Raw genomic sequence first — 26,502 nt, 5'->3', positions numbered from 1 at the left:
TGTTGCATAAAGTGGACGCTTTTGTTCCATTCACCCAACACATCATCAAACGAAAGAGAGGCAGCAGTGAATGAAAGCAACTGGAATTGTACGCCGCATCGATGATTTAGGTAGAGTGGTTATTCCGAAGGAGATTCGCAGAACATTGCGCATCCGGGAAGGAGATCCGCTTGAGATTTTCGTCGACCGCGATGGAGAAGTGATTTTGAAGAAGTATTCGCCGATTAGTGAGCTAGGAGACTTTGCGAAGGAATATGCTGATGCATTATTCGACAGTTTGGGTCATTCCATCCTGATCTGTGATCGAGATACGTATATTGCTGTATCCGGCAGTTCGAAAAAAGAGTACTTGAACAAATCCATCAGTGATTTACTTGAACGAACAATGGATCAGCGTAATTCTGTGTTAGAAGAAAATAAAAAAGAAATTCAACTTGTCGATGGTATTGATGATGACGTATCTGCTTATACCATTGCACCTATTGTTGCGAACGGAGATCCAATTGGCGCCGTCGTCTTATTTTCTAAAGAGCGTTCAATGGGGGAAGTGGAGCATAAAGCGGCAGAAACGGCAGCTGGCTTCTTAGCCCGTCAAATGGAACATTAGGTCTAATAACTCTATATCATCTTGATAAAATGAAAGAATGCCGATGAAATCATTTGATTTTGTCGGCTTTTTATATGGGATGAAACAAAACGAGACATGTGCCGTCTACTCCTTAGAAAGAAACGCCTTTTCATTCACGTATGTTATAATGAGTGCGTTTAACTGTAGATTTATTTTAAAGGAGTCATCCATGAAAAATGCTGTGAATCAGCCGCATTGGCTTTTCCAGGGTGCGGTGATTTTGACCATCGCAGGCTTGTTATCAAAGATATTAAGTGCCGTTTACCGTGTCCCGTTTCAAAACATCGTAGGGGACACAGGGTTTTATATTTATCAGCAGGTATATCCTTTCCTTGGCATTGCCATCATGCTTGGTACAACAGGTTTTCCTGTCATGGTGTCCAAGCTTTTGAGTGAGCATGGGGAAGAGAATCGACGGATCATTACAAGGGTATCCTTGGTCTATATCACTTTACTGAGCCTAGTCTTATTTCTTTGTCTTTACATAGGAGCAGGCACAATTGCGAGTCTTATGGCAGACAGTCAATTAATTCTGCTCATCCAGATGAGTGCTTTTGTGTTTCTATTTCTGCCGTTCACTGTGATGCTGAGGGGAGTTTTTCAGAGTGACGGTCTGATGCTTCCAACAGCTGTTTCTCAATTGGTTGAGCAGCTCATCAGGGTAGGTGTCCTGCTTGTTTTATCCTTCTATTTCGTGAGGCACGGCTATTCGCTTTATGAAACAGGGGCGGGTGCGGTGTTCTCTTCTATCGTAGGAAGTGCGGCCTCGCTCATTTTGCTTCTTTTCCTTTGGCTGACCTATCGAAAGCAGTCTGCTACAAGTATGTCAGGCAAACAGGCGACACTTCGAAAAAAAGATGTTATGAAGAGTTTGGTGCTGTATACATTGACGATTTGTGTCAGCGGTTTGCTCATTTTATGGATGCAAATGATTGATGCTTTTCATCTGTATGCGTTGCTGCGCAGCGAGGGTCTCAGTGAAGCGGCGGCAAAGGCGGCGAAAGGTGTATATGACCGAGGCCAGCCTTTCTTACAGCTCGGAACGGTGTTTGCCATCAGCATCGGAACCTCTCTTGTACCATTTTTATCGGCAGCCATGAGGAATGGAGAGCATGAAACGATACGGCAAAAAGTTCGCTCATCGGTTAAGACCACGTCAGTATTAGGGATAGGGTCAGCGGTTGGACTGATTTGTATTTTAGCACCAGTCAATACAATGCTTTTTCGTAATGACTTAGGCACCGATGCTTTGCAAATATTCTGTATATCGATCGTCTTTACGTCGATTGCCATTACGCAGGCGGCTTTACTGCAAGGGCTCGGGCATACTGTATATCCTGCTGTTGTGGTGGTTCTCAGCGTGCTGGTGAAATGGATTCTAACGATTGCGCTTGTACCGTTATTTGGCATCCACGGTGCCGCATGGTCAACTGTATGTGGTTTTCTCACAGCAGCCGTGCTCAATGCCGTTTATTTGAAGCATAAAGGATGGATTTCGTTGAGAGAGCTGTTCCCGGTGAAAATTCTTTTATCAGCCGCCTTCATGGCTGTGGTCTTAATAGGATATCAGGCTCTGTTTTCATGGGTGATTCCCTTTGAAAAACGTCCGTTTTCCGTTTTAGAGAGCCTGACATCAGTTTTTATTGGTGGTTTCGCCTTTTTATATAGTATTCTTAAGCTAGAAGTATTTACGGACGAGGAATGGAGACTCATTCCATTAGGAGAAAAGATTTTATATTTTAAACAGATGAGAGGGAATCAAAATGGCAGGTAAGATTACCGTCGTCGGTCTCGGGGCAGGCGACATGGATCAGCTGACGCTCGGTGTATATAAGCAGCTGAAGCAGGCGAAAGAAGTATTTATGAGAACGCAGGATCATCCGCTTACCGCAGAGTTAATGCAGGAGGTCCCATCTCTCACCTTTTTTGATGAAATTTATGAAAAGCATGATCAGTTTGATCAGGTGTATCAGGAAATTACCGAAATATTATTTGCAGAGGCAGCGGAAAAAGACATTGTGTATGCTGTACCTGGTCATCCATTTGTGGCAGAAAAGACCGTACAGCTGCTCGTCGCTGGGCAGAAAGAGCGCGGGATTGAGGTGTCTGTCGCTGGTGGACAAAGCTTTCTAGATGCGACATTCAACTCCTTGCAGATTGACCCCATCGAGGGATTACAATTCGTTGATGCAGGGGATATGAGAGCGGATGATCTGAAATTAACCCAGCACGTCCTGATTTGTCAGGTATATGATCAGATGACAGCTTCGAATGTGAAACTCACGCTGATGGAAAAGCTCCCCGACGATTATGAAGTTTATATTGTGACTGCAGCTGGAAGCGGTCAGGAACAGATTACTGCCGTTCCTTTATTTGAACTTGATCGAGATGTGTCGATAAATAACTTAACGAGTGTTTATGTTCCTCCAATTCAAGATGAACAGCTGCTTTATCAACAATTTGACACCTTCCGTGACGTCATACGTACATTAAGAGGTCCGGGCGGCTGTCCATGGGATCAAAAACAAACCAATGAATCACTCAAACCATATTTAATTGAAGAATGCTATGAACTGCTTGAAGCGATAGATGAAGATGACCCAGATCATATGGTGGAAGAGCTTGGCGATGTGCTGCTGCAGGTGTTACTTCACGCTCAAATTGGCGAAGATGACGGTTATTTCTCAATTGATGACGTCATTCAGCATGTCACAGAAAAAATGATTCGGCGCCACCCCCATGTGTTTGGTGACACGAATGTTTCTGAGGCAGCAGATGTGGTGGCCAACTGGGAAAAAATCAAACAGCAGGAGAAGCCAGAGCGGACCGGTTCTATTTTGCAATCGATTCCGGCGACACTTCCGGCACTAACAAAGGCATATAAGCTCCAAAAGAAAGCTGCCAAAGTAGGCTTTGATTGGGCAGATGTTCAAGATATTTGGAACAAATACGAAGAAGAAAAGCAGGAATTTCTCGTTGAAGTGGCAGAGAAGACGGACGAAGGTGCAACGAAGCAGATGAAAGATGAATTTGGAGATCTTTTGTTTGTTCTCGTCAATATTGGCAGGTTCTATCACCTAGAGCCTGAAACGGCACTCGCTTCTGCCAACACAAAATTCATACGGCGCTTTCAGCATATCGAACAAAAAGCAAAGGACATGGGCCGTTCATTAGATGACTTAACGCTAGAGGAAATGGACGATCTATGGAACGATGCGAAACGCATAGAAAGAGGTGAACACACATGAGACTAGATAAATTTTTAAAAGTGTCCCGTTTAATTAAAAGAAGAACATTGGCAAAAGAAGTAGCTGATCAAGGCAGGATATCTATTAACGGAACACAGGCGAAAGCAAGCTCTGACGTGAAAGAAGGAGATGAGCTGCAAATCCGTTTTGGTCAAAAACTAGTGACTGTTCAAGTCAACGAGTTAAAGGACACGACGAAAAAAGAAGAAGCGGCTGGCATGTATACTGTGCTAAAAGAAGAAAAAACAGCAGAATAGGGCTTGTTCTAAAAGACCCTCTTATCACATACAATGCAGTAACATGCAAGTATGAGATATGGGGGATGTATAGATGAATCAATATTATAATCAACCTCAAGGTACGAAGCTGTCATCAGACGCGGAGCACAATGTCACAATGCGAAACAGAAAGCATTTAGATATTACTGGTGTCAAACAAGTGGAAAGCTTTGATAGTGAGGAATTTCTGCTGGAGACGGTCATGGGGATTCTCGCCATCCGCGGAGAAAATCTGCAAATGAAAAACCTAGACGTCGAAAAGGGCGTTGTGTCGATCAAAGGGCGTGTCTTTGATTTAATCTATGTTGATGAGCAGCACGGGGAGAAAGCTAAAGGATTTTTTAGCAAGCTGTTTAAATGACGCTGACAGTCCAGTTTTATACGATGCTTTCCATGGCGGCGATGGGCATCTGGCTGGGCGCATCGCTTGATACGTACAAGCTGTTTGTGAACCGGGAAAAAACAGCAAAATGGCTTTTGGTTATCCACGATCTCCTTTTTTGGATGGTACAGGGTCTCTTATTCTTTTACGTCCTGTTGCTGACAAATGAGGGAGAATTTAGGCTTTATATTTTTCTAGCCGTTGCTCTAGGTTTCTCGATGTATCAGGCATTGATGAAACATTTGTATCTCAAGATTCTCAAGTTTATCATGATGTGTGTATATCAGACTGTTCTCTTCCTAAAAAGGCTGGTCATGTCGGTTGTCTTCCAGCCGATCCGCTGGATGATCACATTGGTCATAAGTGCTTTTCTATTCTTGCTCCACTCGCTCTTACGTCTAGTTCGTTTTACGTTTCGGCTCGTGTGGAAGGTGCTGTCGATTGTTTGTTATCCGCTCATCTGGTTACTCAATGTGACCATTATTCATCGGATTCCCGAAAAATGGCGAACATCAATGAGATTGTTTTTCTCAAAAGGAGCAGGAATTTTACAAGGGGCCAAGAAATTATCTGGTACCATCAAAACGAAATGGAAACAATTCTGGACAAAGTAAGAGAGGAGGCCTTCAATCTTGAACAAGAGAAAAAGAAATATCGCACAAATTCAAAATGATTACCAAAAACAAATGGAACAGCAAGCGCAGCGCTTAAAACGCAAACGTCGCGGACTCCTTAGAAGGCTTACCGTGTTTGGTGTAATCGTGCTCATGTTTGCTGTCTTGGTGACAAGTGCCCTCTGGTCGCAATCGTCTTCACTAAAGGAAAAAGAAGAGAAGAAGGTTGCGCTCGAAAAAGAGTTGAAGCAATTAAAAACAAAGCAGGAAGATATTTCTGATGAAATTAAGAAGCTGAAAAGCAAGGAATACGTACTCGAACTGGCACGACGGGACTATTATATGTCCAAAAAAGGCGAAAAAATCTTTGATGTGGGCAATAAGAGCGATTAGCCTTGTTGACACTTAAAATTCAGTTTATGTATAATTGAACAAATGAGATTTTTTTATAAGTCTAAGGAGGAGCACTTTTTTTATGTCGATTGAAGTTGGCAGCAAGTTACAAGGGAAAGTTACGGGCATTACAAATTTTGGAGCTTTTGTGGAGTTGCCAGGCGGTTCAACTGGTCTCGTTCATATCAGTGAGGTAGCCGATAACTATGTAAAAGATATTAATGAGCATTTAAAAGTCGGTGAACAAGTTGAAGTGAAAGTGATTAACGTTGAAAAAGACGGTAAAATCGGCTTGTCCATTAAAAAAGCAAAAGATCGTCCTCAACAACAATCAAGACCAAGCAGAAATGATTTCCGTCCGAAGGAATCGTTTGAACAAAAAATGAACAAATTCTTAAAAGATAGCGAAGATCGCTTAACATCTTTAAAACGTAACACGGAATCAAAACGTGGGGGGCGCGGAGCAAGAAGAGGTTAACTTGTTGCTGCTTTCTATATATTTTCACAACAAAGCATCTGCTGTTCAGCAGGTGCTTTTTTTCATGATCCATCCGACATTTTTTGAGATTTCGTCATTTAATTTAAAACTTTCTATTGACGGACAAGCGAATCCTTTGTATTATAGTTCTTGTGCTTCTTAGCGCATTTTCATTATGGCGGTGTAGCTCAGCTGGCTAGAGCGTACGGTTCATACCCGTGAGGTCGGGGGTTCGATCCCCTCCGCCGCTATCCTTTTAACTAGAACATAAAGCAAGGCCCGTTGGTCAAGCGGTTAAGACACCGCCCTTTCACGGCGGTAACACGGGTTCGAATCCCGTACGGGTCATCTTCGAAACAGCTTTCTATAGGAAAGCTGTTTTTTTGTGCCTTCGTAAAATTCTGATGAAAGACATCGACTTTCATGAAAGTATGCCTCTTTGACGAATAAAGCGTCGAACGTTTTATGGAAACGACAACTTCTTTTGACAAAATTTCATTTTCACCTTCGCTATAATGACAAGCAACGAATATCAGGTGGGGGATGAGAAGATGGAAAAACTAGAAAGAAGAACTGATTTAACAGGAGCGGGGTTTGAAAGAATCAGTGCGGGGTTAAAAAAGATGAAAAATCTGTTTCTTCATCACACGCATTCTCTTTTTTTCTATAAAGGGTTTATTTATGTTGTTCTAGGCTTTTTATTAGGACGAGCCTTTATATTATCTGAAATTATGCCGTTTGCTCTGCCTTTCTTTGGCTCCATGCTGCTTATTAAAAGAGATAAGGCGATGCTTGCTTGTCTAGCATTACTCGCTGGGGCGATGACGATATCACCTCAAAATGCATTGTTTGTGTTTGCGTCGCTGCTCATGTTTCTCCTTATGTCAAAGGTGGTTTCATTCATCATCAAAGACCCAGTGAAAACATTACCGGTTGTCATTGTTCTCTCAATGCTGATCACCCGAGGAGCGTTTGTTTACTTAGAGCAAGGTGCTGTGCAAAGTTATGATTACGTCATGGCGGGTGTCGAAGCAGGACTTGCCTTCATTTTGACTCTGATTTTTCTTCAAAGCCTGCCGATTTTTACAGTCAGGAAAATTAAACACTCTTTAAAGGTCGAAGAAATTATTTGTTTTATGATTTTAATTGCCTCAGTTTTAACTGGTCTTGCTGGGATCACATTTCAAGGAATGCAGGCAGAGCATATTTTGTCACGTTATGTAGTGCTGACATTTGCCTTTATTGGCGGAGCCAGTATTGGTTGTACGGTCGGTGTTGTGACAGGATTAATTCTTGGTCTCGCTAACATCGGAAACCTTTATCAGATGAGTCTTCTTGCCTTTTCAGGCTTATTAGGCGGATTGCTGAAAGAAGGGAAGAAAGCAGGGGCAGCCATCGGCTTAATTGTGGGTTCCTTACTCATTTCACTGTACGGGGAAGGGTCAGCAGGTCTCATGACCACACTGTATGAATCACTTATAGCGGTTGCGCTCTTTTTACTCACGCCGCAATCAGTTACTTCCAAGGTAGCGAAATACATTCCTGGTACGGTAGAGCATGTACAAGAGCAGCAGCAATATGCTCGGAAGGTACGAGACGTGACAGCAAAAAAGGTAGATCAGTTCTCTCATGTATTTCATGCGCTGTCTGAGAGTTTTGCGACATTTTACGAATCCATTCCTGAAGAGAAGAAGCAGGAAGAGGATGTAGATCTTTTTTTAAGTACGATCACAGAACGATCCTGTCAAACGTGCTATAAGAAAAATAAATGCTGGGTGCAGAACTTTGATACAACCTATGAACTAATGAAACAAGTTATGCATGAATCTGATGAAAAAACGTATGAGCATAACCGGAAATTGAAAAAGAAATTTAGTCAGCACTGCTCAAAATCAAAACATGTTGAGGAATTGATCGAAGAGGAGATCGCTTACTATAAAGCCAACCAGACACTGAAGAAAAAAGTCCAAGACAGCAGGCGTCTTGTGGCTGAACAGCTGATGGGGGTCTCACAAGTGATGGAGGATTTTTCCCGGGAAATAAAACGAGAAAGAGAGCAGCATTTTATTCAGGAAGAGCAGATGATAGAAGCACTTCAGCACTTTGGCATTGAAATTCAGCAAGTTGAAATCTATAGCTTGGAGCAGGGAAATGTCGATATTGAAATGAGAATCCCATATTGCCAAGGGCATGGGGAATGTGAAAAAATCATTGCGCCAATGCTTTCAGATATATTAGAAGAACAGATTTTAGTCAAAGCAGAACAGTGTGCAGAGCATCCAACAGGCTATTGCCACGTTGTATTTGGCTCTGCTAAATCATACCGAGTGGCTACAGGCGTGGCACATGCAGCAAAAGGCGGAGGACTGGTATCTGGAGACAGTTACAGCATGATGGAGCTTGGAGCAGGCAAGTATGCCGCAGCTATTAGTGATGGAATGGGCAACGGAGCACGTGCTCATTTTGAAAGCAATGAAACGATTAAGCTGTTAGAAAAAATATTGGCGTCAGGTATCAATGAAAAAGTGGCGATTAAAACCATTAATAGTATTTTATCTTTACGAACGACGGACGAGATCTATTCAACATTGGATTTATCGATCATTGATTTACAGGATGCAAGCTGTAAGTTCCTCAAGATTGGTTCAACACCCAGCTTTATTAAACGGGGTGATCAGGTGATGAAGGTACAAGCAAGCAACTTGCCAATCGGTATTATTGATGAATTCGAGGTCGAGGTTGTGAGCGAACAGATGAAGGCAGGAGACCTATTGATTATGATGAGTGACGGTATTTTTGAGGGGCCAAAGCATATTGAAAATCATGATCTGTGGGTGAAACGGAAAATGAAAAGCTTTAAAACAGAAGATCCCCAAGAAATTGCTGATTTATTAATGGAAGAGGTTATTCGAACAAGAGCAGGCCAAATTGACGACGATATGACAGTTGTTGTCATCAGGCTCGACCACAACACACCAAAATGGGCTTCCATTCCGACCGGTACATTCTATCTTGAGAAACAAGAGATTTCTTAAAATATCGTATAATATGAATTTCTTCTGGCGATGATGGGGATATAAGCATTCAGTTACAATCCCAGGAGGAATGAAGATGCGAAAAGGTCACGTCAACCAAATCTTATTGATTACAGATGGCTGCTCAAATCACGGGGAGGATCCGCTTGCGATTGCCTCATTGGCAAAGGAACAAGGGATTACAGTCAATGTCATTGGCATTATGGAAGAAAACAGACACGATCATGAAGCAATGAAGGAAGTAGAGGGGATTGCTCTCGCAGGCGGAGGCATCCATCAAGTTGTCTACGTCCAGCAGTTATCTCAAACAGTACAAATGGTCACGAAAAAAGCAATGACACAAACCCTGCAAGGTGTTGTGAATAAAGAATTGCAGCAAATACTCGGCAAAGACACTGAAATTGAAGAGCTTCCACCTGATAAGCGCGGGGAAGTAATGGAGGTTGTCGATGAGTTAGGAGAAACGGTTCATCTTCAAGTACTCGTGCTTGTTGATACAAGTGCAAGTATGAAACCGAAGCTGCCAACCGTCAAAGAGGCACTTATCGACCTTTCCATCAGTTTAAATTCAAGAATTGGAGAAAATCAGTTTGGGATGTGTGTATTTCCCGGGAAAAACTCAGATGCTGAAATTGTGTTGAATTGGACGCCTCGATTCGATTCATTATCATCTATTTTCCCAAAACTGACCACTGGAGGCATCACCCCAACGGGACCAGCGCTTCGGGAAGCACTTCAGCATTTCAAATTAGTTCGTTCACGCAAAGGGCTGCTTGAAGCAAAGGAAGAGCATAATGATGAATTCGGCTTCTAACATCCCGTTAGGCACGGTGATTCAAGGGAAATGGCACCACCATCATTACCGTATTGTAAAAGAGCTTGGAAAAGGGGCGAACGGTGTTGTCTATTTGGCCGAATCGCCACATGGGCAAGCGGCCCTTAAAGTGAGTGATGACAGTATGCTCATTGCATCTGAAGTCAATGTATTAAAATCCTTTTCAAAGGCTCCTGTGAAAACCATGGGGCCTTCTTTTTATGATATGGATGATGCAATTTATCCCGGTATGCCTCAAAAACGCTCTTTTTATGTGATGGAATATGTCAGAGGCCCATTACTGCTTGAATTTGTGAAACAAAAGGGTGATGAGTGGATTGTGGTTTTAATGATTCAGCTTTTATCTAGCTTGGCTCATTTACATCAGGAAGGATGGATTTTTGGTGATTTAAAGCCGGATAATCTTATTGTTTCTGGTCCCCCTGCCACAATCCGGTGCATTGATGTGGGAGGAACGACGAAAGCGGGCAGGGCAATTAAAGAGTATACCGAGTTTTTTGATCGAGGCTATTGGGGATTCGGTACACGAAAAGCTGAACCAACCTATGATTTATTTGCCCTGACCATGGTGATGGTCAACTGTGCGTATAAGAAAGAATTCAAAAAAGGAGCAGAACCAGAAAAGCAGCTTTATCGAGCCATTGAAGGACATCCTTTATTAAAGCGATATGAAAGGGTGTTAAAGGCTGCTCTACAAGGTAAATATCAATCAGCAGCAGACATGAAAAGTGCGATGCTGAAAGAAGGACAGTTGATTGCATCAAGAAAATCGCGCCAAAAGAAGCAGCAGCCAAAACCCGCGCCAAAACCCGCTGTTAATCAAAATCAACAAGTGACTTCACGATCGCGGGCTGCAGCAGCAAAAAGAACGTCAGTACGTAAAAAATCAGGCGGGCTTTTTGAAACCATTCTTATCGTATGCAGTGTACTCGCCCTTTACTGTGCATATGTGGTTTTGTTCCTGTTGTAGAGCTGTAAAAAAGCAGGCTTCTTCTTTGCTTGGAGCTACTGAAAGTGATAGGATATGTATATCTTTAAATTACCTGCTCTTTGTGAGGAGGAAGTTGTGAATAGAATTGAATCTTTTTTGAAAAAACATGATGTTTACCTTGAAAATACGACAGTCATTGTCGGGGTTTCCGGCGGACCGGATTCCATGCTCTTACTGCATGAACTTAACAAGCGTCGCAAAAGTTCCTATCAGCTGATTGCAGCCCATGTAGATCACATGTTCAGAGGAGAAGAGTCCTTTGCTGATTTGGCATTTGTTGAGGCTTATTGTAAGGAGCACGAGATCCCTTTTGAATCGTCCCGCATACAGGTCACCCAATATGCAAAAGAAAACCGCTTAAACAAACAGGCAGCTGCAAGGGAGTGCAGATATGCTTTCTTTCGTCAATTGATGGAGCAATACAACGCTCAATTTATAGCGCTTGCACATCATGGAGACGACCAAGTAGAAACAATGTTGATGAGACTTGCGAGAGGGACTGTTGGTATAGGACTCGCAGGTATCCAAGCAAAACGTCCTTTTCAAAATGGGTGGCTGATTCGTCCGCTCATTGGATACTCTAAGGACGACGTACTAAAAGCTTGTGAAAAAGAACATGTCCCCTATGTCATTGATCAAAGCAATCATACGGATGACTACTTGAGAAACCGGGTAAGAAGACACATTCTTCCCGTGTTAAAAGAAGAGGCACCTCATGTACATGAAAGCTTTCAGTTTGTAAGTGACATGCTGACTGAGGATGAGCAATACTTGCAGGCTTTAACAAAGGAACAAATGAACCAAGTGATAACGAGTCAATCGCCTAAGCAAATTGAGATTAAAACGAAGCCTTTGCTTGACCTGCCTTTGCCTTTACAAAGAAGAGGCATTCAACTAATATTAAACTATCTTTATGAAAACACTCAATCAGCGTTTTCAAACCAGCATATTCTAGGGACTTTAGACTGGTTATCTCATACCGATCAACCGTCTGGATCATTAGATTTGCCAAAAGGTTTACAAGCTGTCAAGTCTTATGATCACTGTATGTTTACCTTTGAGCGATCGCATGTATTAGACCAGTCTTATGCTCTTCACTTAAAGGTTGAGCTCGGAGAAGAGCTTTTTCTCCCAAATGGACAGTCTATCGCCGTATCAAATCATGTTCCGAAGGATGCACGGAACGGAAACCATTTTTTCTTGCTTCAAAAAGATCATGTTCGTCTCCCTTTGATCATTCGCTCACGAAAAAATGGTGATCGAATCAAACTTAAAGGGATGAATGGATCAAAAAAGGTGAAGGATATATTTATTGATAAAAAAGTGCCTCTTGCAGAAAGAGACAGCTGGCCGATCGTCACTGACTCGGATCATCAAATCATCTGGATCCCAGGTCTGAAAAAATCCGTTTTTGAAGAAATTGATATGACAAACAGCGATCTCATTGTATTACAATATAGACAGCACGAAAATTTGTAGGGGGCAAGCAAAAGCATGAAACAAGATATTGAAAAGATTTTGATCTCAGAAGAAGAGATCCAGCAAAAAGTGAAGGAACTGGGTGCAACATTAACCAGTGATTATGATGGTAAATTTCCCCTGGCTATTGGTGTTTTGAAAGGGGCTCTTCCATTCATGGCAGACCTGATCAAACACATTGATACATATTTAGAACTTGATTTTATGGATGTATCTAGCTACGGAAAGTCTACCGTATCTTCTGGAGAAGTAAAGATCATTAAGGATCTAGATACTTCTGTTGAAGGAAGAGATATTTTGATTATGGAAGATATCATCGACAGTGGGTTAACTTTGAGCTATCTGGTAGAGCTTTTCCGATACCGTAAAGCAAATTCCATTAAAATTGTGACATTGCTTGATAAACCAAGCGGCCGCAAAGCAGACATCAAAGCAGATTATGTTGGATTTGAAGTACCAGATGCATTTGTTGTCGGCTATGGATTGGATTTCGCTGAACGTTACCGAAACCTCCCGTATATTGGAGTGTTAAAACCATCTGTTTACGAAGGCTGATCAGCATACGTATACATGAGGTTATTGGTTGTGTTGGAATGATTTTCTATGATACTATTGAACATAGTTGTGCTTACTGTGGGAGGAGGTAAGGAATGAATCGGGTTTTTCGTAATACGATTTTTTATATACTTATTTTATTACTTGTGATAGGGGTCGTCAGTTGGTTAGGATCCCCAAATCAAAAGCCTGAGAACATGTCTTACAGCAAATTTTCGCAAAATCTAAGTGCGGGAAAAGTGGAGAGTATCTCCATTCAGCCTGTAAGAGGGGTTTATGAAATTCGTGGTCAATTAGATGGCGCGAAGAAAGATCAATACTTCATTACCCATGTTCCAGATGGTCAAGGTGTTGACCAAATTTACAGTGCACTGAAGAATACAGATGTAAAAGTAGAACCAGCACCTGAAACAAATGGATGGCTGCAAGTTCTGACAACCATCATTCCGTTTATCATCATCTTTATCCTGTTCTTCTTCTTATTGAACCAAGCTCAGGGCGGCGGAAGCCGAGTCATGAACTTCGGTAAGAGTAAGGCGAAGCTTTACACAGAAGAGAAGAAACGTGTGAAATTTAAAGATGTTGCCGGTGCAGATGAAGAAAAGCAAGAGCTTGTAGAAGTGGTTGAATTCCTGAAGGACCCACGTAAATTTGCGGAGCTTGGCGCAAGAATCCCTAAAGGGGTTTTACTAGTAGGACCTCCAGGTACAGGTAAAACATTGCTTGCGAGAGCATCTGCAGGAGAAGCAGGCGTTCCTTTCTTCAGTATCAGTGGTTCTGACTTCGTCGAGATGTTCGTCGGTGTCGGTGCATCACGTGTACGTGATTTATTCGAAAATGCGAAAAAGAATGCACCTTGCTTAATCTTTATTGATGAGATTGATGCAGTGGGTCGTCAGCGTGGAGCCGGTCTTGGCGGTGGTCATGACGAGCGTGAACAAACGCTTAACCAGCTTCTTGTTGAAATGGATGGTTTTAGTGCCAACGAAGGTATTATTATCATTGCTGCGACAAACCGTGCAGATATTCTAGACCCTGCATTGCTGCGTCCGGGACGTTTTGACCGTCAAATTACGGTTGACCGCCCAGATGTTATTGGCCGTGAAGAAGTACTGAAAGTTCATGCGAAAAACAAACCGCTTGACGAGTCAGTTAACTTAAAAGCCATTGCAAGCAGAACACCAGGGTTCTCTGGAGCAGATCTTGAGAATTTACTAAACGAAGCAGCACTTGTTGCTGCCCGTCATAACAAAAAGAAAATCGATATGCGTGATATTGACGAAGCGACTGACCGTGTCATCGCTGGGCCGGCGAAGAAAAGCCGTGTCATTTCGAAGAAAGAACGTAATATCGTGGCTTACCATGAAGCAGGTCATACCGTCATTGGTCTTATCCTAGACGAAGCGGACATGGTGCATAAAGTAACGATCGTTCCTCGTGGTCAGGCAGGCGGATATGCGGTCATGCTTCCAAGAGAAGACCGTTATTTCCAAACGAAGCCAGAGCTTCTTGATAAGATTGTCGGCTTGCTCGGCGGTCGTGTTGCAGAGGAAATTACGTTTGGTGAAGTAAGTACAGGCGCTCACAACGACTTCCAGCGTGCAACAGGCATTGCAAGAAGAATGGTCACAGAGTTTGGTATGTCTGATAAACTTGGTCCGCTTCAATTCGGTCAATCACAAGGAGGTCAAGTCTTCCTTGGACGTGATTTCAACAATGAACCGAATTATAGTGAAGCGATCGCTTACGAAATTGACCAAGAAGTTCAGCGTTTCATTAAGGAGAGCTACGAACGTGCGAAACAAATTCTCACTGAGAATAAAGATAAGCTAGAAATCATCGCACAAGCCCTTCTAGAAGTTGAAACATTAGATGCTGAACAAATTAAATCTCTTTACGAAACTGGAAAGCTTCCAGAGCGTGTATACGCAGATGACGAAGAGAAAAACGATGATGTGAAAGTAAACATCAAGAAAAAAGAAGATGAGGAGATCTAATCTCCTTCTGTGAAAGCTGTCGGGATCACCGGCAGCTTTTTTTATTTCGATTCATGAATGGATCGGTTTCGAATTGTTTACAAATGGAACTCAATTCGTGTATGGTATGATAGAAAGTCGAAAAATGCTCTTTTTGAGAAACTATTCAAAGTGGTGATGAAGTTGTTACTCGTGATAGATGTAGGAAATACAAATACCGTTTTAGGTGTTTATCATAATGGCGATCTAAACTACCATTGGCGAATTGAAACAAGCCGTCATAAAACAGAAGATGAATTTGGTATGTCCATTAGGGCCTTATTCGATTATGTGGGGCTGATGTTTGACCAAATAGAAGGAATTATCATCTCCTCTGTTGTCCCGCCAATGATGTTCGCACTTGAAAGAATGTGCGAAAAGTATTTTCACATAACACCCCAAATTGTAGGGCCTGGAATGAAGACTGGATTAAACATTATGTGTGACAATCCAAAGGAAGTCGGGGCAGATCGAATTGTCAATGCAGTAGCAGCAATTCATCTATATGGGGCACCTCTAATTGTGGTAGACTTTGGAACAGCAACAACCTACTGTTATATCAATGAACAAAAACAATACATGGGTGGAGCGATTGCACCGGGTATTACCATTTCAACTGAGGCTTTATATACAAGAGCGGCGAAGCTGCCGAGAATTGAAATTGTCCGTCCTGATCACATTGTTGGAAAAAACACCATCAGTGCGATGCAATCCGGCATCCTTTATGGATATGTTGGCCAAGTCGAGGGAATAGTGAAACGGATGAAGCAGCAAGCCAAACAAACACCGAAAGTCATTGCAACAGGCGGTTTGTCTACATTGATTGGAAATGAATCAGACTGTATTGATATTGTCGATCCGTTCCTTACATTAAAAGGACTGCAGCTCATTTATGAACGTAATCGTGTCGGTGTATTATAGGAGGTTTAAATCAAATGGATTATTTAGTTAAAGCGTTAGCATATGACGGAAAAGTCCGCGCATATGCTGCAAACACAACAGATACAATCAACGAAGCACAAAGAAGACATCATACGTGGCCGACTGCATCAGCAGCCATCGGCAGAACGATGACAGCAACAGTCATGATGGGTGCTATGCTGAAAGGTGAGAATAAGCTAACTGTCAAAATAGAAGGCGGTGGACCAATCGGGGCCATTATTGCTGATGGAAATGCAAAAGGCCAGGTACGAGGATATGTCTCAAACCCACAAGTTCACTTTGACTTAAATGAACATGGCAAGCTGGATGTTAGACGTGCAGTCGGAACATATGGAACATTAAGTGTTGTCAAAGATATCGGGCTGAAGGACCACTTTACAGGACAAACAGAAATTGTCTCAGGTGAAATTGGAGATGACTTCACTTATTATCTTGTTTCTTCTGAGCAAGTGCCTTCCTCTGTAGGCGTAGGCGTCCTTGTCAACCCAGATAATTCGATTCTCGCAGCAGGCGGTTTCATCATTCAATTGCTGCCTGGTACAGAAGATGCTGTCATTGAAAGACTAGAAAAGCGCCTGTCAACCATTGAACCAATCTCTAAACTCATTGAAAAAGGGATGACACCAGAAGAAATATTAGAAGAAGTACTTGGTGAAAAGCCTCAAATTTTAGAAACTGTACCTGTCGAATTTTCTTGTAACTGCTCAAAAGAACGGTTTGCAAATGGCATTATCAGCCTAGGGAAAGCCGAAATTGATGATATGATTGAACAAGACGGACAAGCAGAAGCTCAATGCCATTTTTGTAACGAAACGTATGTCTTTACAAAAGAAGAGCTAGAAGAGCTACGTGAAGAATTAACCCGCTAAGCTCTAAGCAGCGGGTTTTCTTTTTAGAATGGAAAGGAGACGAAAGATGAGACTAAAAGCAAGAGTGGTATGGACATTTATTCTCGTGTTGCTCATGATTAATGCCGTTGTCATTGCATATGTATTAACAAAGTCACAAATGTCACAGGCTTCTTCTAACGGGAAGAGTGGTGAAGAAATTGCGTCGATTGGAAAAGAGAAGGTGACGCGTCAAGAATGGCTAAAGAAAATGGAAGACCGCTACGGAAAGGCGACTCTTGAGCAAATGATCAATCAGAAAGTGGTCAATCAGCTTGCCAAGCAAAACAAGCTGGAAGTGTCTTCAAAAGAGATCAATCGTGAATTGCTCATGCTCAAAGCGGTGTCTAATAATTTCTATGAAGATGGACATACAAGTGAGAAGGAATGGAAAGAACAGATTCGTTATCAAATTTTATTAGAGCAGCTTTTAACAAGAGATGCCGTCGTTTCTGAAAAAGAAGCGAAATCGTTTTATGAAAAAAACAAGGACTTATATCAATATGATGATTCATACCGCATTCGCCATATCGTCGTGAAGACAAAGAGCGAGGCTGAAAATGTATTAAAAGATTTAAAAGGTGGGTCTAGCTTCGAAGCCGTGGCAGCTGAACGTTCAATCGACCGTTACACCTCACCATACGGCGGAGATCTTGGATTTGTGACAGAAGAGCAGGAAAGTATCCCAGCCCTATACATACAAGAAGCTCAAAAGCTTCAGCCAGATGAATGGACGAAAGAGCCGATTCAGACCAAAAACGGGTATGCCATTATTCAGTTAAAAGAAAAATTAAATGGCCGCTCTTTCTCCTATGACGAAGTCAAAGACCAGATTAAAAGGCAGATCGCCATGGAAGATCTAGGTGAAAAGGCGAATGTCAAAACCCTGTGGAAAGAAGCAAAAGTCACATGGTTTTACGATGGAGAGCAGGACTAAAAGCATTGACAAAATTTTTTGAAATTGATAATTTAATATTAATACAATAAAATTACTCGGAGATAGAGGTGTTAGTGATGGCTCGTATTGCAAATTCAGTTTTTGAACTAATAGGAAATACACCAGTCGTTAAATTAAACCGTTTAGTAGATGAAGACAGTGCGGATGTCTACTTGAAACTTGAATATATGAACCCGGGCAGCAGTGTCAAAGATCGTATTGCTTTAGCGATGATCGAAGATGCTGAAGCAAAAGGTACATTAAAAGCCGGCGATACGCTTATTGAACCAACAAGCGGAAATACAGGAATCGGCCTTGCAATGGTAGCGGCTGCTAAAGGAATCAATGCGATTTTGGTTATGCCGGACACAATGAGTCAGGAGCGTCGCAACCTTTTACGCGCTTATGGTGCGGAACTTGTCTTAACACCAGGTGCAGAAGGAATGAAAGGTGCCATCAAAAAAGCAGAAGAATTGGCAGAGGAGCATGGTTACTTCATGCCTCAGCAATTTAGCAACGAAGCCAATGCAGAGATTCACCGTCGTACAACTGGGAAAGAAATCCTTGAACAGTTTGACGGCGAGCTTGATGCATTTATTGCAGGTGTTGGTACGGGCGGTACGATTACAGGAGCTGGTGAAGTCCTAAAAGAAGCCATCCCATCCATCCAGCTTTATGCAGTAGAGCCGACAGATTCTCCTGTATTGTCAGGCGGTAAGCCGGGTCCGCATAAAATTCAAGGAATTGGAGCAGGTTTTGTTCCTTCAATCTTGAACACAGAAATATATGACGGCATCATCCAAGTGAAAAACGAAGATGCATTTGAGCTTGCAAGAAAAGCAGCGAAAGAAGAAGGAATCCTTGGCGGTATTTCTTCTGGAGCAGCTATTTACGCAGCGCTTCAAACAGCGAAGAAGCTTGGTAAAGGGAAAAAGGTTCTGGCCATCATCCCAAGTAATGGTGAGCGTTACCTCAGTACACCTCTTTATCAATTCGATTAAACCAATCACCCCAGCATTTGCTGGGGTTTTTTTATGAATTCTGAAGATGGAAAGCAAATACTATTTTCTAAATAAAATGGATTGCATTACAATAAGGTTAATGAAAATGAAAAAGGATGATAACATGACACAACGCAGGCCGATGGGCATCAAAATTCCTTTTACGAAAGATGCATTTTTGAAAAGATACGAACAATTAACTGCTCGTGAAACACATCATGTGCTTCTTGAAAGTGCGCGCGGCGGTTCTTATAGCATCGCTGGTATTCACCCGATCGCAAAAGCGAAGGGGAAAGATGGAATGACGACTATCCATTATCAAGATGAGGTGCTGTTCAAAGAAGGTGATCCATTCAGAGCATTTACGGATTGGTTTCAAACCCTTCGAACTGAAACGAACGACGAATATCCCGACTTTCAAGGCGGAGCCATTGGGTTTTTAAGCTACGATTATGCTAGATACATCGAACATTTTAAGATGCTGTCAATTGATGATCTTCAAACACCAGACCTTTATTTCCTCGTATTTAACGATGTTGCAGTTTTTGATCATAAAGAGCACGCGCTGTGGCTGATTACGCACATAGAGGAAGCGGAATCAGGGAGTGAAGCGAACCAAAGGCTTGAAGAATGGAAGCAAAAATGGACAAGCTCTTCAGAAGAATCAGCACAATCACCTGTCAGTGAACCTTCTACAGAATTTGTACCAGCAGCACCATTCACTGAAGAAACCTTTGGGGAAGCAGTAGAGAAAATTAAGCAGTATATCGCAAACGGTGATGTGTTCCAAGTGAACTTATCCATCAGACAAGATGAACAGCTTCACACTCATCCGTATGATTTATACAAAACGTTACGTCAGGTAAATCCATCTCCTTACATGTCTTACTTGCATACGCCTGACTTCCAGATTGTTTGTGGATCTCCAGAGTTGCTAATTAAGAAAAAAGGAACTCAGCTAGAAACAAGACCAATTGCCGGAACAAGATCACGAGGCAAAGACGACGCTGAGGATCAAGCTCTGGCAAAAGAGCTCATTGAAAATGAAAAAGAACGCGCAGAGCATGTGATGCTCGTTGATCTTGAGCGGAATGACCTTGGACGCGTATCCACTTATGGATCCGTAAAAGTGAACGAATTTATGGCGATTGAGAAATATTCACACGTGATGCATATTGTATCCAATGTACAAGGAGAGCTGCGTGATGAATGTGACGCGGTAGATGTCATGAGAGCTGTATTCCCAGGTGGAACGATTACAGGTGCTCCAAAAGTAAGGACGATGGAAATCATAGAAGAACTTGAGCCAACAAGACGTGGGCTTTATACTGGATCTATAGGCTGGTTTGGATTCAATCACGATATGCACTTTAATATCGTCATTCGTACTGCGTATTGTACAGAAGGAAAGGCCTTTATGCAGTCAGGGGCGGGGATCGTCATAGATTCTGTCCCAAAACACGAATACAAAGAATCAATTAAAAAAGCCTATGCAGTGAAAAAAGCATTACAGCTGAGCAAAGAAGAGACTATTTTGAGTTAGAGGTGAGCAGAGTATGATTTTAATGATTGATAATTATGATTCATTTACGTACAACCTGGTCCAGTATTTAGGTGAGCTTGGAGAAGAATTGATCGTAAAACGGAATGATCAAGTAACCATTCAAGAAATTGAAGAGCTCAAGCCGGATTTCCTCATGATTTCTCCAGGGCCATGCAGTCCTGATGAAGCGGGGATTAGTATGGAAGCCATCAAGCACTTTGCAGGAAGTATTCCGATCTTCGGTGTGTGTCTAGGTCACCAATCCATCGCACAAGTCTTTGGCGGGGATGTCGTTCGAGCAGAGCGCTTAATGCACGGTAAAACGTCAGAGATTAAACATGACGGAAAAGGTGTCTTCACAGGACTTCAAAATCCGCTCGTTGCAACGAGATATCATTCGTTAATTGTCAAAAACGAGACATTGCCAGAGTGCTTTGACGCAACAGCCAGCACAAAAGAAGGCGAGCTCATGGCGATTCGCCATAAAGAACTGCCGATTGAAAGTGTGCAATTCCATCCTGAATCGATTATGACATCCTTCGGAAAAGAAATGCTGAAAAATTTCATTGAAACCTATCGAAAAAAGGGGCATGAAGTAAACGCATGATCATTTATCTGAACGGTCAGTATATAGAGGAGAAAGACGCGACTCTTTCTCCTTTTGATCATGGTTTTCTATATGGCATCGGTGTATTCGAAACATTTACCAGCCTGGCAGGACAAGTCTTCCTGTTAGATTGGCATCTTGAAAGGCTCAATCAATCATTACGTGACCTTTGCATCGAATCCACAATAGAGAAACCATTTGTACTCGACATCATTCATACTTTACTGAATAAAAACCAAATAGCCGGCGGCCATGCGAGAATTCGCTTGAATGTTTCTGCGGGCAGAGGCAATGGGTTTTCTGCAGATCCTTATGAAGAGCCTGTCGTTTTTGTCATGATCTCTCCATTCCGTCCAGAATCTATTTTGGATGAGAAAAAGGGAGTCATTCTTCAAACAAGAAGAAATACACCAGAAGGGCCAAGGCGCCTCAAGTCTCATCACTATATGAACAACCTGCTCGCGAAAAGAGAAGTGGGGAACGACCCGGCGTTAGAAGGCATCTTTTTAACGAAAGAAGATGATGTGGCAGAAGGTATTACCTCGAATGTTTTTTGGCGGAAAGATGATGTGGTCTATACACCGTCACTTGATACAGGCATTTTAAATGGGGTCACTCGTCGATACTGTATGGAAACGCTCCACGCGATGGGGGTCTCGCTAAAGGAAGGACGATACCCAGTCTCACATTTGCTCTCAGCTGATGAGGTATGGATGACTAATTCTGTTCAGGGAGTTGTACCTTTCGGGAGTATAGGAGACATCCACTTGCCCAAAAACAGCCGGACCATCTCAACAAAGTTAAGAATGCAATACACAAAAGAACGTCAAGACCATAAAGAGTAGGTGGACACAATGACACAACAATTGATAAAACAGCCTAAAATCATACAGGCCAAGCATCACACCCTTAGTTATGAAGAAAAGACATTGGTCATGGGCATTTTAAATGTCACTCCTGACTCTTTTTCAGATGGAGGAAAGTTTAATCAAGTAGATAAAGCGCTGGCTCATGCAGCGCAGCTGATAGAAGACGGGGCGCATATTATTGATATTGGCGGAGAATCGACTCGCCCGGGAGCGGCACTTGTCTCGGAAGAAGAGGAGCTTTCGAGGGTCATTCCTGTCATTGAGAAGATCACAAAAGAATTAGATGTACCTATCTCTATTGATACGTATAAAGCCCGTGTCGCAGATGAAGCGGTGAAAGCTGGAGCCTCCATCATTAATGATGTATGGGGAGCGAAGGCAGATCCCCAAATGGCACATGTGGCAGCGAAGCACAATGTCCCAATCATTTTAATGCACAATCGGCCAGAACGAAACTACACACATCTGATTTCAGATATGATCGCCGATTTGAAAGAAAGTGTCCAAATTGCCCAGCAAGCGGGTGTCCGTGATGACATGATCATATTAGACCCAGGGGTAGGATTTGCGAAAAATAAAGAGGACAACCTGAAGGTCATGAATGAACTTGAACATTTTTGTCACCTTGGGTATCCACTGCTGCTAGCTACATCACGAAAACGATTCATTGGTGCTGTCTTAGACCTGCCCCCTGAAGAACGTACTGAAGGAACAGGTGCGACAGTTTGCCTTGGGATTCAAAAGGGCAGTGCGATGGTCCGTGTACATGATGTAAAAGAAATAACAAGAATGGCAAAAATGATGGATGCCATGCTGAATAAGGGAGGCGCTTATCATCGATAAAGTATATGTAAATGGAATGGAATTTTACGGGTACCATGGTGTATTTGCAGAAGAAAATAAATTAGGGCAGCGATTCCGCGTGGACTTAACAGCTTCACTTGATTTAAGTAAAGCCGGACAAACTGATGACCTCAATGAGACCATTAACTATGCAGAGCTTTACCAAATCTGCAAAAGCATTGTAGAAGGTAAGCCGGTCAATCTCGTTGAAACACTGACAGAAAGAATTGCAAACCAAGTGTTAAAGGACTTTCCGACAGTTCAGGAATGTACAGTGAAGGTGATCAAACCAGATCCGCCAATTCCAGGACACTATCAGTCCGTTGCAATTGAAATGACGAGATCGCGCACATGAACAATACAGCATACATCGCATTAGGCTCAAACATAGGTAAAAAAGAAACCTATTTAAAAGAAGCCGTCAAAAAACTGCATGAACATCCAGAGGTTCAAGTGGAATTAATCTCATCGATATATGAAACAGCACCTGTAGGATATGAAAACCAAGATGACTTTTTAAACATGGCCGTGAAAATTACCACTTCACTTCGTCCGGAGGAACTACTATCTCTTACTCAGAAAATCGAGCAGGAGTTAGGCAGAACAAGAGAAGTGAGATGGGGACCACGAACGGCTGACCTTGACATTTTACTTTATAATCGTGAAAATATTGAAACAGAACAACTTGTAGTACCGCATCCTAGAATGTACGAACGTTTATTCGTTCTTGTCCCGATGAGTGAGATTTGCCCAGAAATCGGCGAAGTACAAATAAATGCCGTAACAGACCAAGAAGGTGTAAGCATATGGAAAAAGACATGTGGGGTAGAAGAATTCGTGCATACCGAAAGCTAAAAGGGTATACTCAGGAAGGGTTCGCGAAAAGACTGGGCATCTCTGTCTCTGTCTTAGGAGAAATTGAGCGAGGCAATCGATTACCAAAAAACCAATTGGTTGGTCAAATAGCAGATGCTTTAAATATAACGGTGGAAGAACTTTCGCCAATTCTTGAGGAAGAAAGGAGGGGGAAAAATGTTTAAAATCGGAGATATCGAGATTAAAAACAAAGTAGTGCTCGCACCAATGGCGGGTGTGTGCAACTCTGCCTTCAGACTGACGGTGAAAGAGTTTGGAGCGGGCTTAGTCTGCGCTGAAATGGTCAGTGACAAAGCGATCCTGATCAACAACGCGAGAACAATGGGTATGCTATACATTGATGAACGGGAAAAGCCTTTGAGCCTTCAGATATTTGGAGGGGAAAAAGACACACTCGTCGAAGCGGCAAAGTTCGTAGACCAGAATACCACAGCTGATATTATTGATATTAACATGGGCTGTCCTGTACCAAAGATTACGAAATGTGATGCAGGAGCGAAATGGCTCCTTGATCCAAACAAGATTTATGAAATGGTCTCTGCTGTCGTAGAAGCTGTAGACAAACCAGTTACTGTGAAAATGAGAATGGGCTGGGACGAAGACCATATATTTGCTATCGACAATGCCCGTGCTGTTGAACGAGCAGGTGGACAAGCGGTTGCGCTTCACGGACGGACACGCGTGCAAATGTACGAAGGAACAGCGAATTGGGATATTATTAAAGAGGTGAAACAATCTGTTTCAATTCCTGTCATCGGCAATGGCGATGTCAAAACCCCTCAAGATGCAAAACGTATGCTTGATGAAACAGGCGTGGACGCTGTCATGATCGGAAGAGCTGCACTAGGAAACCCGTGGATGATTTATCGAACGGTTCATTATTTAGAAACGGGTGAACTGAAAGAAGAGCCAAACGTGCGTGAGAAAATGTCAGTGTGCAAGCTTCACTTAGACAGACTCATCGATCTAAAAGGCGAGCATGTGGCTGTTAGAGAAATGAGAAAGCACGCAGCATGGTACTTAAAAGGTGTCCGAGGCAATGCGGACGTAAGAAATCAAATCAATCAAAGTGAAACGAGAGCGGAGCTTGTACAAGTTCTTGATGACTTTACGATCGAAGCCGAGGCAAAAGAGCTTCAAAGTATAAAAGTAGGATAAGATTATCTTTCTTTTTGTAGCTCACTGCTAGTGCATGTACTGGCAGTTTTTCTGCTTTTCTCTGCAAAATACATTATTGGAGTGATATAAATGAGTAATGAAGGGCTTAATAACGAAGAATTAAATGACCAATTCCAGGTCAGACGTGACAAAATGAATAAAATGAGAGAAGAGGGTATCGATCCATTCGGTGAACGATATGACCGTTCTCATCAATCTGCGCAAATTATCGCTGAATATGACGAGTTTTCTAAAGAAGACTTAGAAGGAAAAGCGGCTCAAGTAACAATCGCTGGACGTATGATGACAAAGCGCGGAAAAGGTAAAGCTGGCTTTGCGCATATTCAAGACTTAGAAGGACAAATTCAAATCTACGTTCGTAAAGATAGTGTAGGGGAAGAAGCTTACGAATTATTTAAAAGCTCAGACCTAGGCGATATCATCGGTGTAACAGGAACTGTTTTTAAAACAAATGTAGGAGAACTTTCTATTAAAGCGACTAGCTTTGAGGTTCTGACAAAAGCACTTCGCCCGCTTCCTGATAAATATCATGGATTAAAAGATGTTGAACAACGCTATCGTCAGCGCTACCTTGACCTCATTGTAAATCCAGAAAGTAAGCAGACATTCATTATGCGAAGCAAAATCATTCAATCCATGAGAAGATACTTAGATTCTAAAGGATACTTAGAAGTTGAAACACCAACAATGCACAGCATTCCTGGTGGTGCATCAGCGCGTCCTTTCATTACTCATCACAATGCACTTGATATGCCGCTTTATATGCGTATTGCGATCGAGCTGCACTTAAAACGCCTAATTGTCGGTGGTCTAGAGAAAGTATACGAGATTGGCCGCGTATTCCGTAATGAAGGTGTATCGACTCGTCATAACCCAGAATTCACTATGATCGAGCTGTATGAAGCATACGCAGACTACAAAGACATCATGAATCTGACTGAAAACTTGATTGCCCATATTGCCCAAGAGGTGCTGGGAACAACAACCATTCAATATGGAGAAGATGAAATAGATCTCAAACCTGAATGGAAGAGACTGCATATGGTTGAAGCGGTCAAAGAAGCAACAGGTGTAGACTTCTGGCAGGAGATGTCTATAGAAGAAGCAAAACAGCATGCTGCTGATCATGGTGTTGAAATCACGAAAAATATGACAGTAGGTCATATTATCAATGAGTTCTTCGAGCAAAAAGTAGAAGAAACATTGGTTCAGCCTACATTCATTTACGGACATCCAGTGGAGATTTCTCCATTAGCTAAGAAAAATCCTGAAGATCCTCGCTTCACAGATCGCTTTGAGCTGTTTATCGTGCGCCGTGAGCATGCAAATGCATTCACAGAGCTAAACGATCCAATTGATCAAAGAGAACGCTTTGAAGCTCAATTAAAAGAACGTGAAGAAGGAAATGACGAAGCACATCTAATGGATGACGATTTTGTTGAAGCATTAGAATACGGCATGCCTCCAACAGGTGGTTTAGGAATCGGGATCGACCGATTAATCATGCTTTTAACAAATTCTCCATCAATCAGAGATGTACTGCTTTTCCCGCAAATGAGAAACCGCTAATACATCAATCAAAGCGCCATTTTATCTATGGCGCTTTTTATTTTTCATAAAATGAAACTTTTTTTAAAAAAACTATTGCAAGGAAAGATTCCAGGTGGTATATTATTATTCGTTGCCGCAAAACAGCAACGAGGTTAAAAAAAGAAATTGAAAAAAGTTCTTGACTTTAACCGATGTAAAATGGTAAGATATTAAAGTCGCTTACGAGCGATAACGAACATGATCTTTGAAAACTAAACAAGACAAAACGTACCTGTTAATTCGAGTTTTTATAAAAAAATCCTATGATACTTCATAGGTAGTCAGTCAAACTGGCGA

General features: G+C 42.2%; 26 protein-coding genes, 2 tRNA genes and 1 pseudogene. All 29 read left to right on the top strand.

Annotation, left to right across the window (positions count from 1 at the left end; all coding sequences use genetic code 11):
* The first annotated feature begins 70 nt into the window (after positions 1–70).
* The 29 genes and pseudogenes from spoVT (at position 71) to lysS (ending at position 26,184) form a co-directional block, all read left to right on the top strand.
* Entirely contained in the window at positions 71–607 is a 537-nt protein-coding gene (spoVT, locus tag EV579_RS18160; protein ID WP_024427194.1) for a stage V sporulation protein T, read from the top strand.
* Between the two features lie 190 nt (positions 608–797).
* Positions 798–2,402, top strand: a complete 1,605-nt coding sequence (locus tag EV579_RS18155) for a putative polysaccharide biosynthesis protein (RefSeq protein WP_133744990.1) — start codon at positions 798–800, stop codon at positions 2,400–2,402.
* A complete protein-coding gene (gene yabN, locus EV579_RS18150; RefSeq protein WP_133744989.1) occupies positions 2,392–3,876 on the top strand; it encodes a bifunctional methyltransferase/pyrophosphohydrolase YabN in 1,485 nt (494 codons plus the stop codon). Before EV579_RS18155 ends, yabN begins: the two co-directional genes overlap by 11 nt.
* A complete protein-coding gene (locus EV579_RS18145) occupies positions 3,873–4,133 on the top strand; it encodes an RNA-binding S4 domain-containing protein (RefSeq protein WP_008341839.1) in 261 nt (86 codons plus the stop codon). The genes yabN and EV579_RS18145 overlap by 4 nt, the downstream gene beginning before the upstream one ends.
* Positions 4,134–4,206: 73 nt before the next feature.
* A complete protein-coding gene (gene yabP, locus EV579_RS18140; protein WP_024425646.1) occupies positions 4,207–4,515 on the top strand; it encodes a sporulation protein YabP in 309 nt (102 codons plus the stop codon).
* Positions 4,512–5,150, top strand: coding sequence for a spore cortex biosynthesis protein YabQ (yabQ, locus tag EV579_RS18135; RefSeq protein ID WP_034624421.1), 639 nt, complete (start codon positions 4,512–4,514; stop codon positions 5,148–5,150). The genes yabP and yabQ overlap by 4 nt, the downstream gene beginning before the upstream one ends.
* An 18-nt stretch (positions 5,151–5,168) precedes the next feature.
* Complete coding sequence (locus EV579_RS18130; RefSeq protein ID WP_024427190.1) at positions 5,169–5,543, top strand: FtsB family cell division protein; 375 nt, start codon at positions 5,169–5,171, stop codon at positions 5,541–5,543.
* A gap of 82 nt (positions 5,544–5,625) precedes the next feature.
* Positions 5,626–6,021: a S1 domain-containing RNA-binding protein gene (locus EV579_RS18125; RefSeq protein WP_008357409.1), complete on the top strand. Its 396-nt coding sequence runs from the start codon at positions 5,626–5,628 to the stop codon at positions 6,019–6,021.
* A 177-nt stretch (positions 6,022–6,198) separates the two neighbouring features.
* Positions 6,199–6,272: transfer RNA gene (locus EV579_RS18120), tRNA-Met, on the top strand.
* Between the two features lie 25 nt (positions 6,273–6,297).
* Positions 6,298–6,369 (top strand) — tRNA-Glu (locus EV579_RS18115).
* A 203-nt stretch (positions 6,370–6,572) separates the two neighbouring features.
* Complete coding sequence (gene spoIIE, locus EV579_RS18110) at positions 6,573–9,056, top strand: stage II sporulation protein E (protein ID WP_024425648.1); 2,484 nt, start codon at positions 6,573–6,575, stop codon at positions 9,054–9,056.
* A 76-nt stretch (positions 9,057–9,132) separates the two neighbouring features.
* Positions 9,133–9,870: a vWA domain-containing protein gene (locus tag EV579_RS18105; protein ID WP_133744988.1), complete on the top strand. Its 738-nt coding sequence runs from the start codon at positions 9,133–9,135 to the stop codon at positions 9,868–9,870.
* Positions 9,854–10,861, top strand: coding sequence for a protein kinase domain-containing protein (locus tag EV579_RS18100; protein ID WP_133744987.1), 1,008 nt, complete (start codon positions 9,854–9,856; stop codon positions 10,859–10,861). The genes EV579_RS18105 and EV579_RS18100 overlap by 17 nt, the downstream gene beginning before the upstream one ends.
* Before the next feature lie 96 nt (positions 10,862–10,957).
* Positions 10,958–12,380: pseudogene (gene tilS, locus EV579_RS18095) on the top strand (tRNA lysidine(34) synthetase TilS).
* Positions 12,377–12,916, top strand: a complete 540-nt coding sequence (gene hpt, locus EV579_RS18090; protein WP_008357399.1) for a hypoxanthine phosphoribosyltransferase — start codon at positions 12,377–12,379, stop codon at positions 12,914–12,916. Before tilS ends, hpt begins: the two are co-directional and overlap by 4 nt.
* Before the next feature lie 95 nt (positions 12,917–13,011).
* Positions 13,012–14,913 carry an ATP-dependent zinc metalloprotease FtsH gene (gene ftsH / locus EV579_RS18085; RefSeq protein WP_024427186.1) on the top strand — a complete coding sequence of 634 codons (1,902 nt, stop codon included), beginning with the start codon at positions 13,012–13,014 and terminating at the stop codon, positions 14,911–14,913.
* A gap of 162 nt (positions 14,914–15,075) precedes the next feature.
* Positions 15,076–15,852: a type III pantothenate kinase gene (locus EV579_RS18080; protein WP_024427185.1), complete on the top strand. Its 777-nt coding sequence runs from the start codon at positions 15,076–15,078 to the stop codon at positions 15,850–15,852.
* Between the two features lie 14 nt (positions 15,853–15,866).
* Positions 15,867–16,742: an Hsp33 family molecular chaperone HslO gene (gene hslO, locus EV579_RS18075; protein WP_133744985.1), complete on the top strand. Its 876-nt coding sequence runs from the start codon at positions 15,867–15,869 to the stop codon at positions 16,740–16,742.
* A 46-nt stretch (positions 16,743–16,788) separates the two neighbouring features.
* Positions 16,789–17,697 carry a peptidyl-prolyl cis-trans isomerase gene (locus EV579_RS18070; protein ID WP_024425654.1) on the top strand — a complete coding sequence of 303 codons (909 nt, stop codon included), beginning with the start codon at positions 16,789–16,791 and terminating at the stop codon, positions 17,695–17,697.
* Positions 17,698–17,774: 77 nt separating this feature from the next.
* Positions 17,775–18,698 (top strand): cysteine synthase A, encoded by a 924-nt coding sequence (cysK, locus tag EV579_RS18065; protein WP_024425655.1) that lies wholly within the window; start codon positions 17,775–17,777, stop codon positions 18,696–18,698.
* Positions 18,699–18,822: 124 nt separating this feature from the next.
* Positions 18,823–20,241 (top strand): anthranilate synthase component I family protein, encoded by a 1,419-nt coding sequence (locus EV579_RS18060; protein WP_133744984.1) that lies wholly within the window; start codon positions 18,823–18,825, stop codon positions 20,239–20,241.
* A 13-nt stretch (positions 20,242–20,254) separates the two neighbouring features.
* Complete coding sequence (gene pabA, locus EV579_RS18055; protein ID WP_024425656.1) at positions 20,255–20,848, top strand: aminodeoxychorismate/anthranilate synthase component II; 594 nt, start codon at positions 20,255–20,257, stop codon at positions 20,846–20,848.
* Positions 20,845–21,693, top strand: coding sequence for an aminodeoxychorismate lyase (gene pabC / locus EV579_RS18050; protein ID WP_073203477.1), 849 nt, complete (start codon positions 20,845–20,847; stop codon positions 21,691–21,693). The genes pabA and pabC overlap by 4 nt, the downstream gene beginning before the upstream one ends.
* A gap of 9 nt (positions 21,694–21,702) precedes the next feature.
* Positions 21,703–22,560: a dihydropteroate synthase gene (gene folP / locus EV579_RS18045; protein ID WP_133744983.1), complete on the top strand. Its 858-nt coding sequence runs from the start codon at positions 21,703–21,705 to the stop codon at positions 22,558–22,560.
* Positions 22,553–22,915 carry a dihydroneopterin aldolase gene (gene folB / locus EV579_RS18040; protein ID WP_080780838.1) on the top strand — a complete coding sequence of 121 codons (363 nt, stop codon included), beginning with the start codon at positions 22,553–22,555 and terminating at the stop codon, positions 22,913–22,915. Before folP ends, folB begins: the two co-directional genes overlap by 8 nt.
* Complete coding sequence (gene folK / locus EV579_RS18035; protein ID WP_024425660.1) at positions 22,912–23,415, top strand: 2-amino-4-hydroxy-6-hydroxymethyldihydropteridine diphosphokinase; 504 nt, start codon at positions 22,912–22,914, stop codon at positions 23,413–23,415. Before folB ends, folK begins: the two co-directional genes overlap by 4 nt.
* Positions 23,367–23,600, top strand: coding sequence for a helix-turn-helix domain-containing protein (locus tag EV579_RS18030; RefSeq protein ID WP_133744982.1), 234 nt, complete (start codon positions 23,367–23,369; stop codon positions 23,598–23,600). The genes folK and EV579_RS18030 overlap by 49 nt, the downstream gene beginning before the upstream one ends.
* A complete protein-coding gene (gene dusB / locus EV579_RS18025; RefSeq protein WP_024425662.1) occupies positions 23,593–24,594 on the top strand; it encodes a tRNA dihydrouridine synthase DusB in 1,002 nt (333 codons plus the stop codon). The genes EV579_RS18030 and dusB overlap by 8 nt, the downstream gene beginning before the upstream one ends.
* A gap of 90 nt (positions 24,595–24,684) precedes the next feature.
* Positions 24,685–26,184: a lysine--tRNA ligase gene (gene lysS, locus EV579_RS18020; RefSeq protein ID WP_024427180.1), complete on the top strand. Its 1,500-nt coding sequence runs from the start codon at positions 24,685–24,687 to the stop codon at positions 26,182–26,184.
* The last annotated feature ends 318 nt before the right edge of the window (positions 26,185–26,502 follow it).

It is taken from the genome of Bacillus sp. BK450 (assembly GCF_004364885.1).
Lineage (GTDB): Bacteria > Bacillota > Bacilli > Bacillales > Bacillaceae > Bacillus > Bacillus safensis.
Note: the sequence above shows the minus strand (reverse complement) of the source record. Positions and strands in the feature narration are given on the sequence as shown.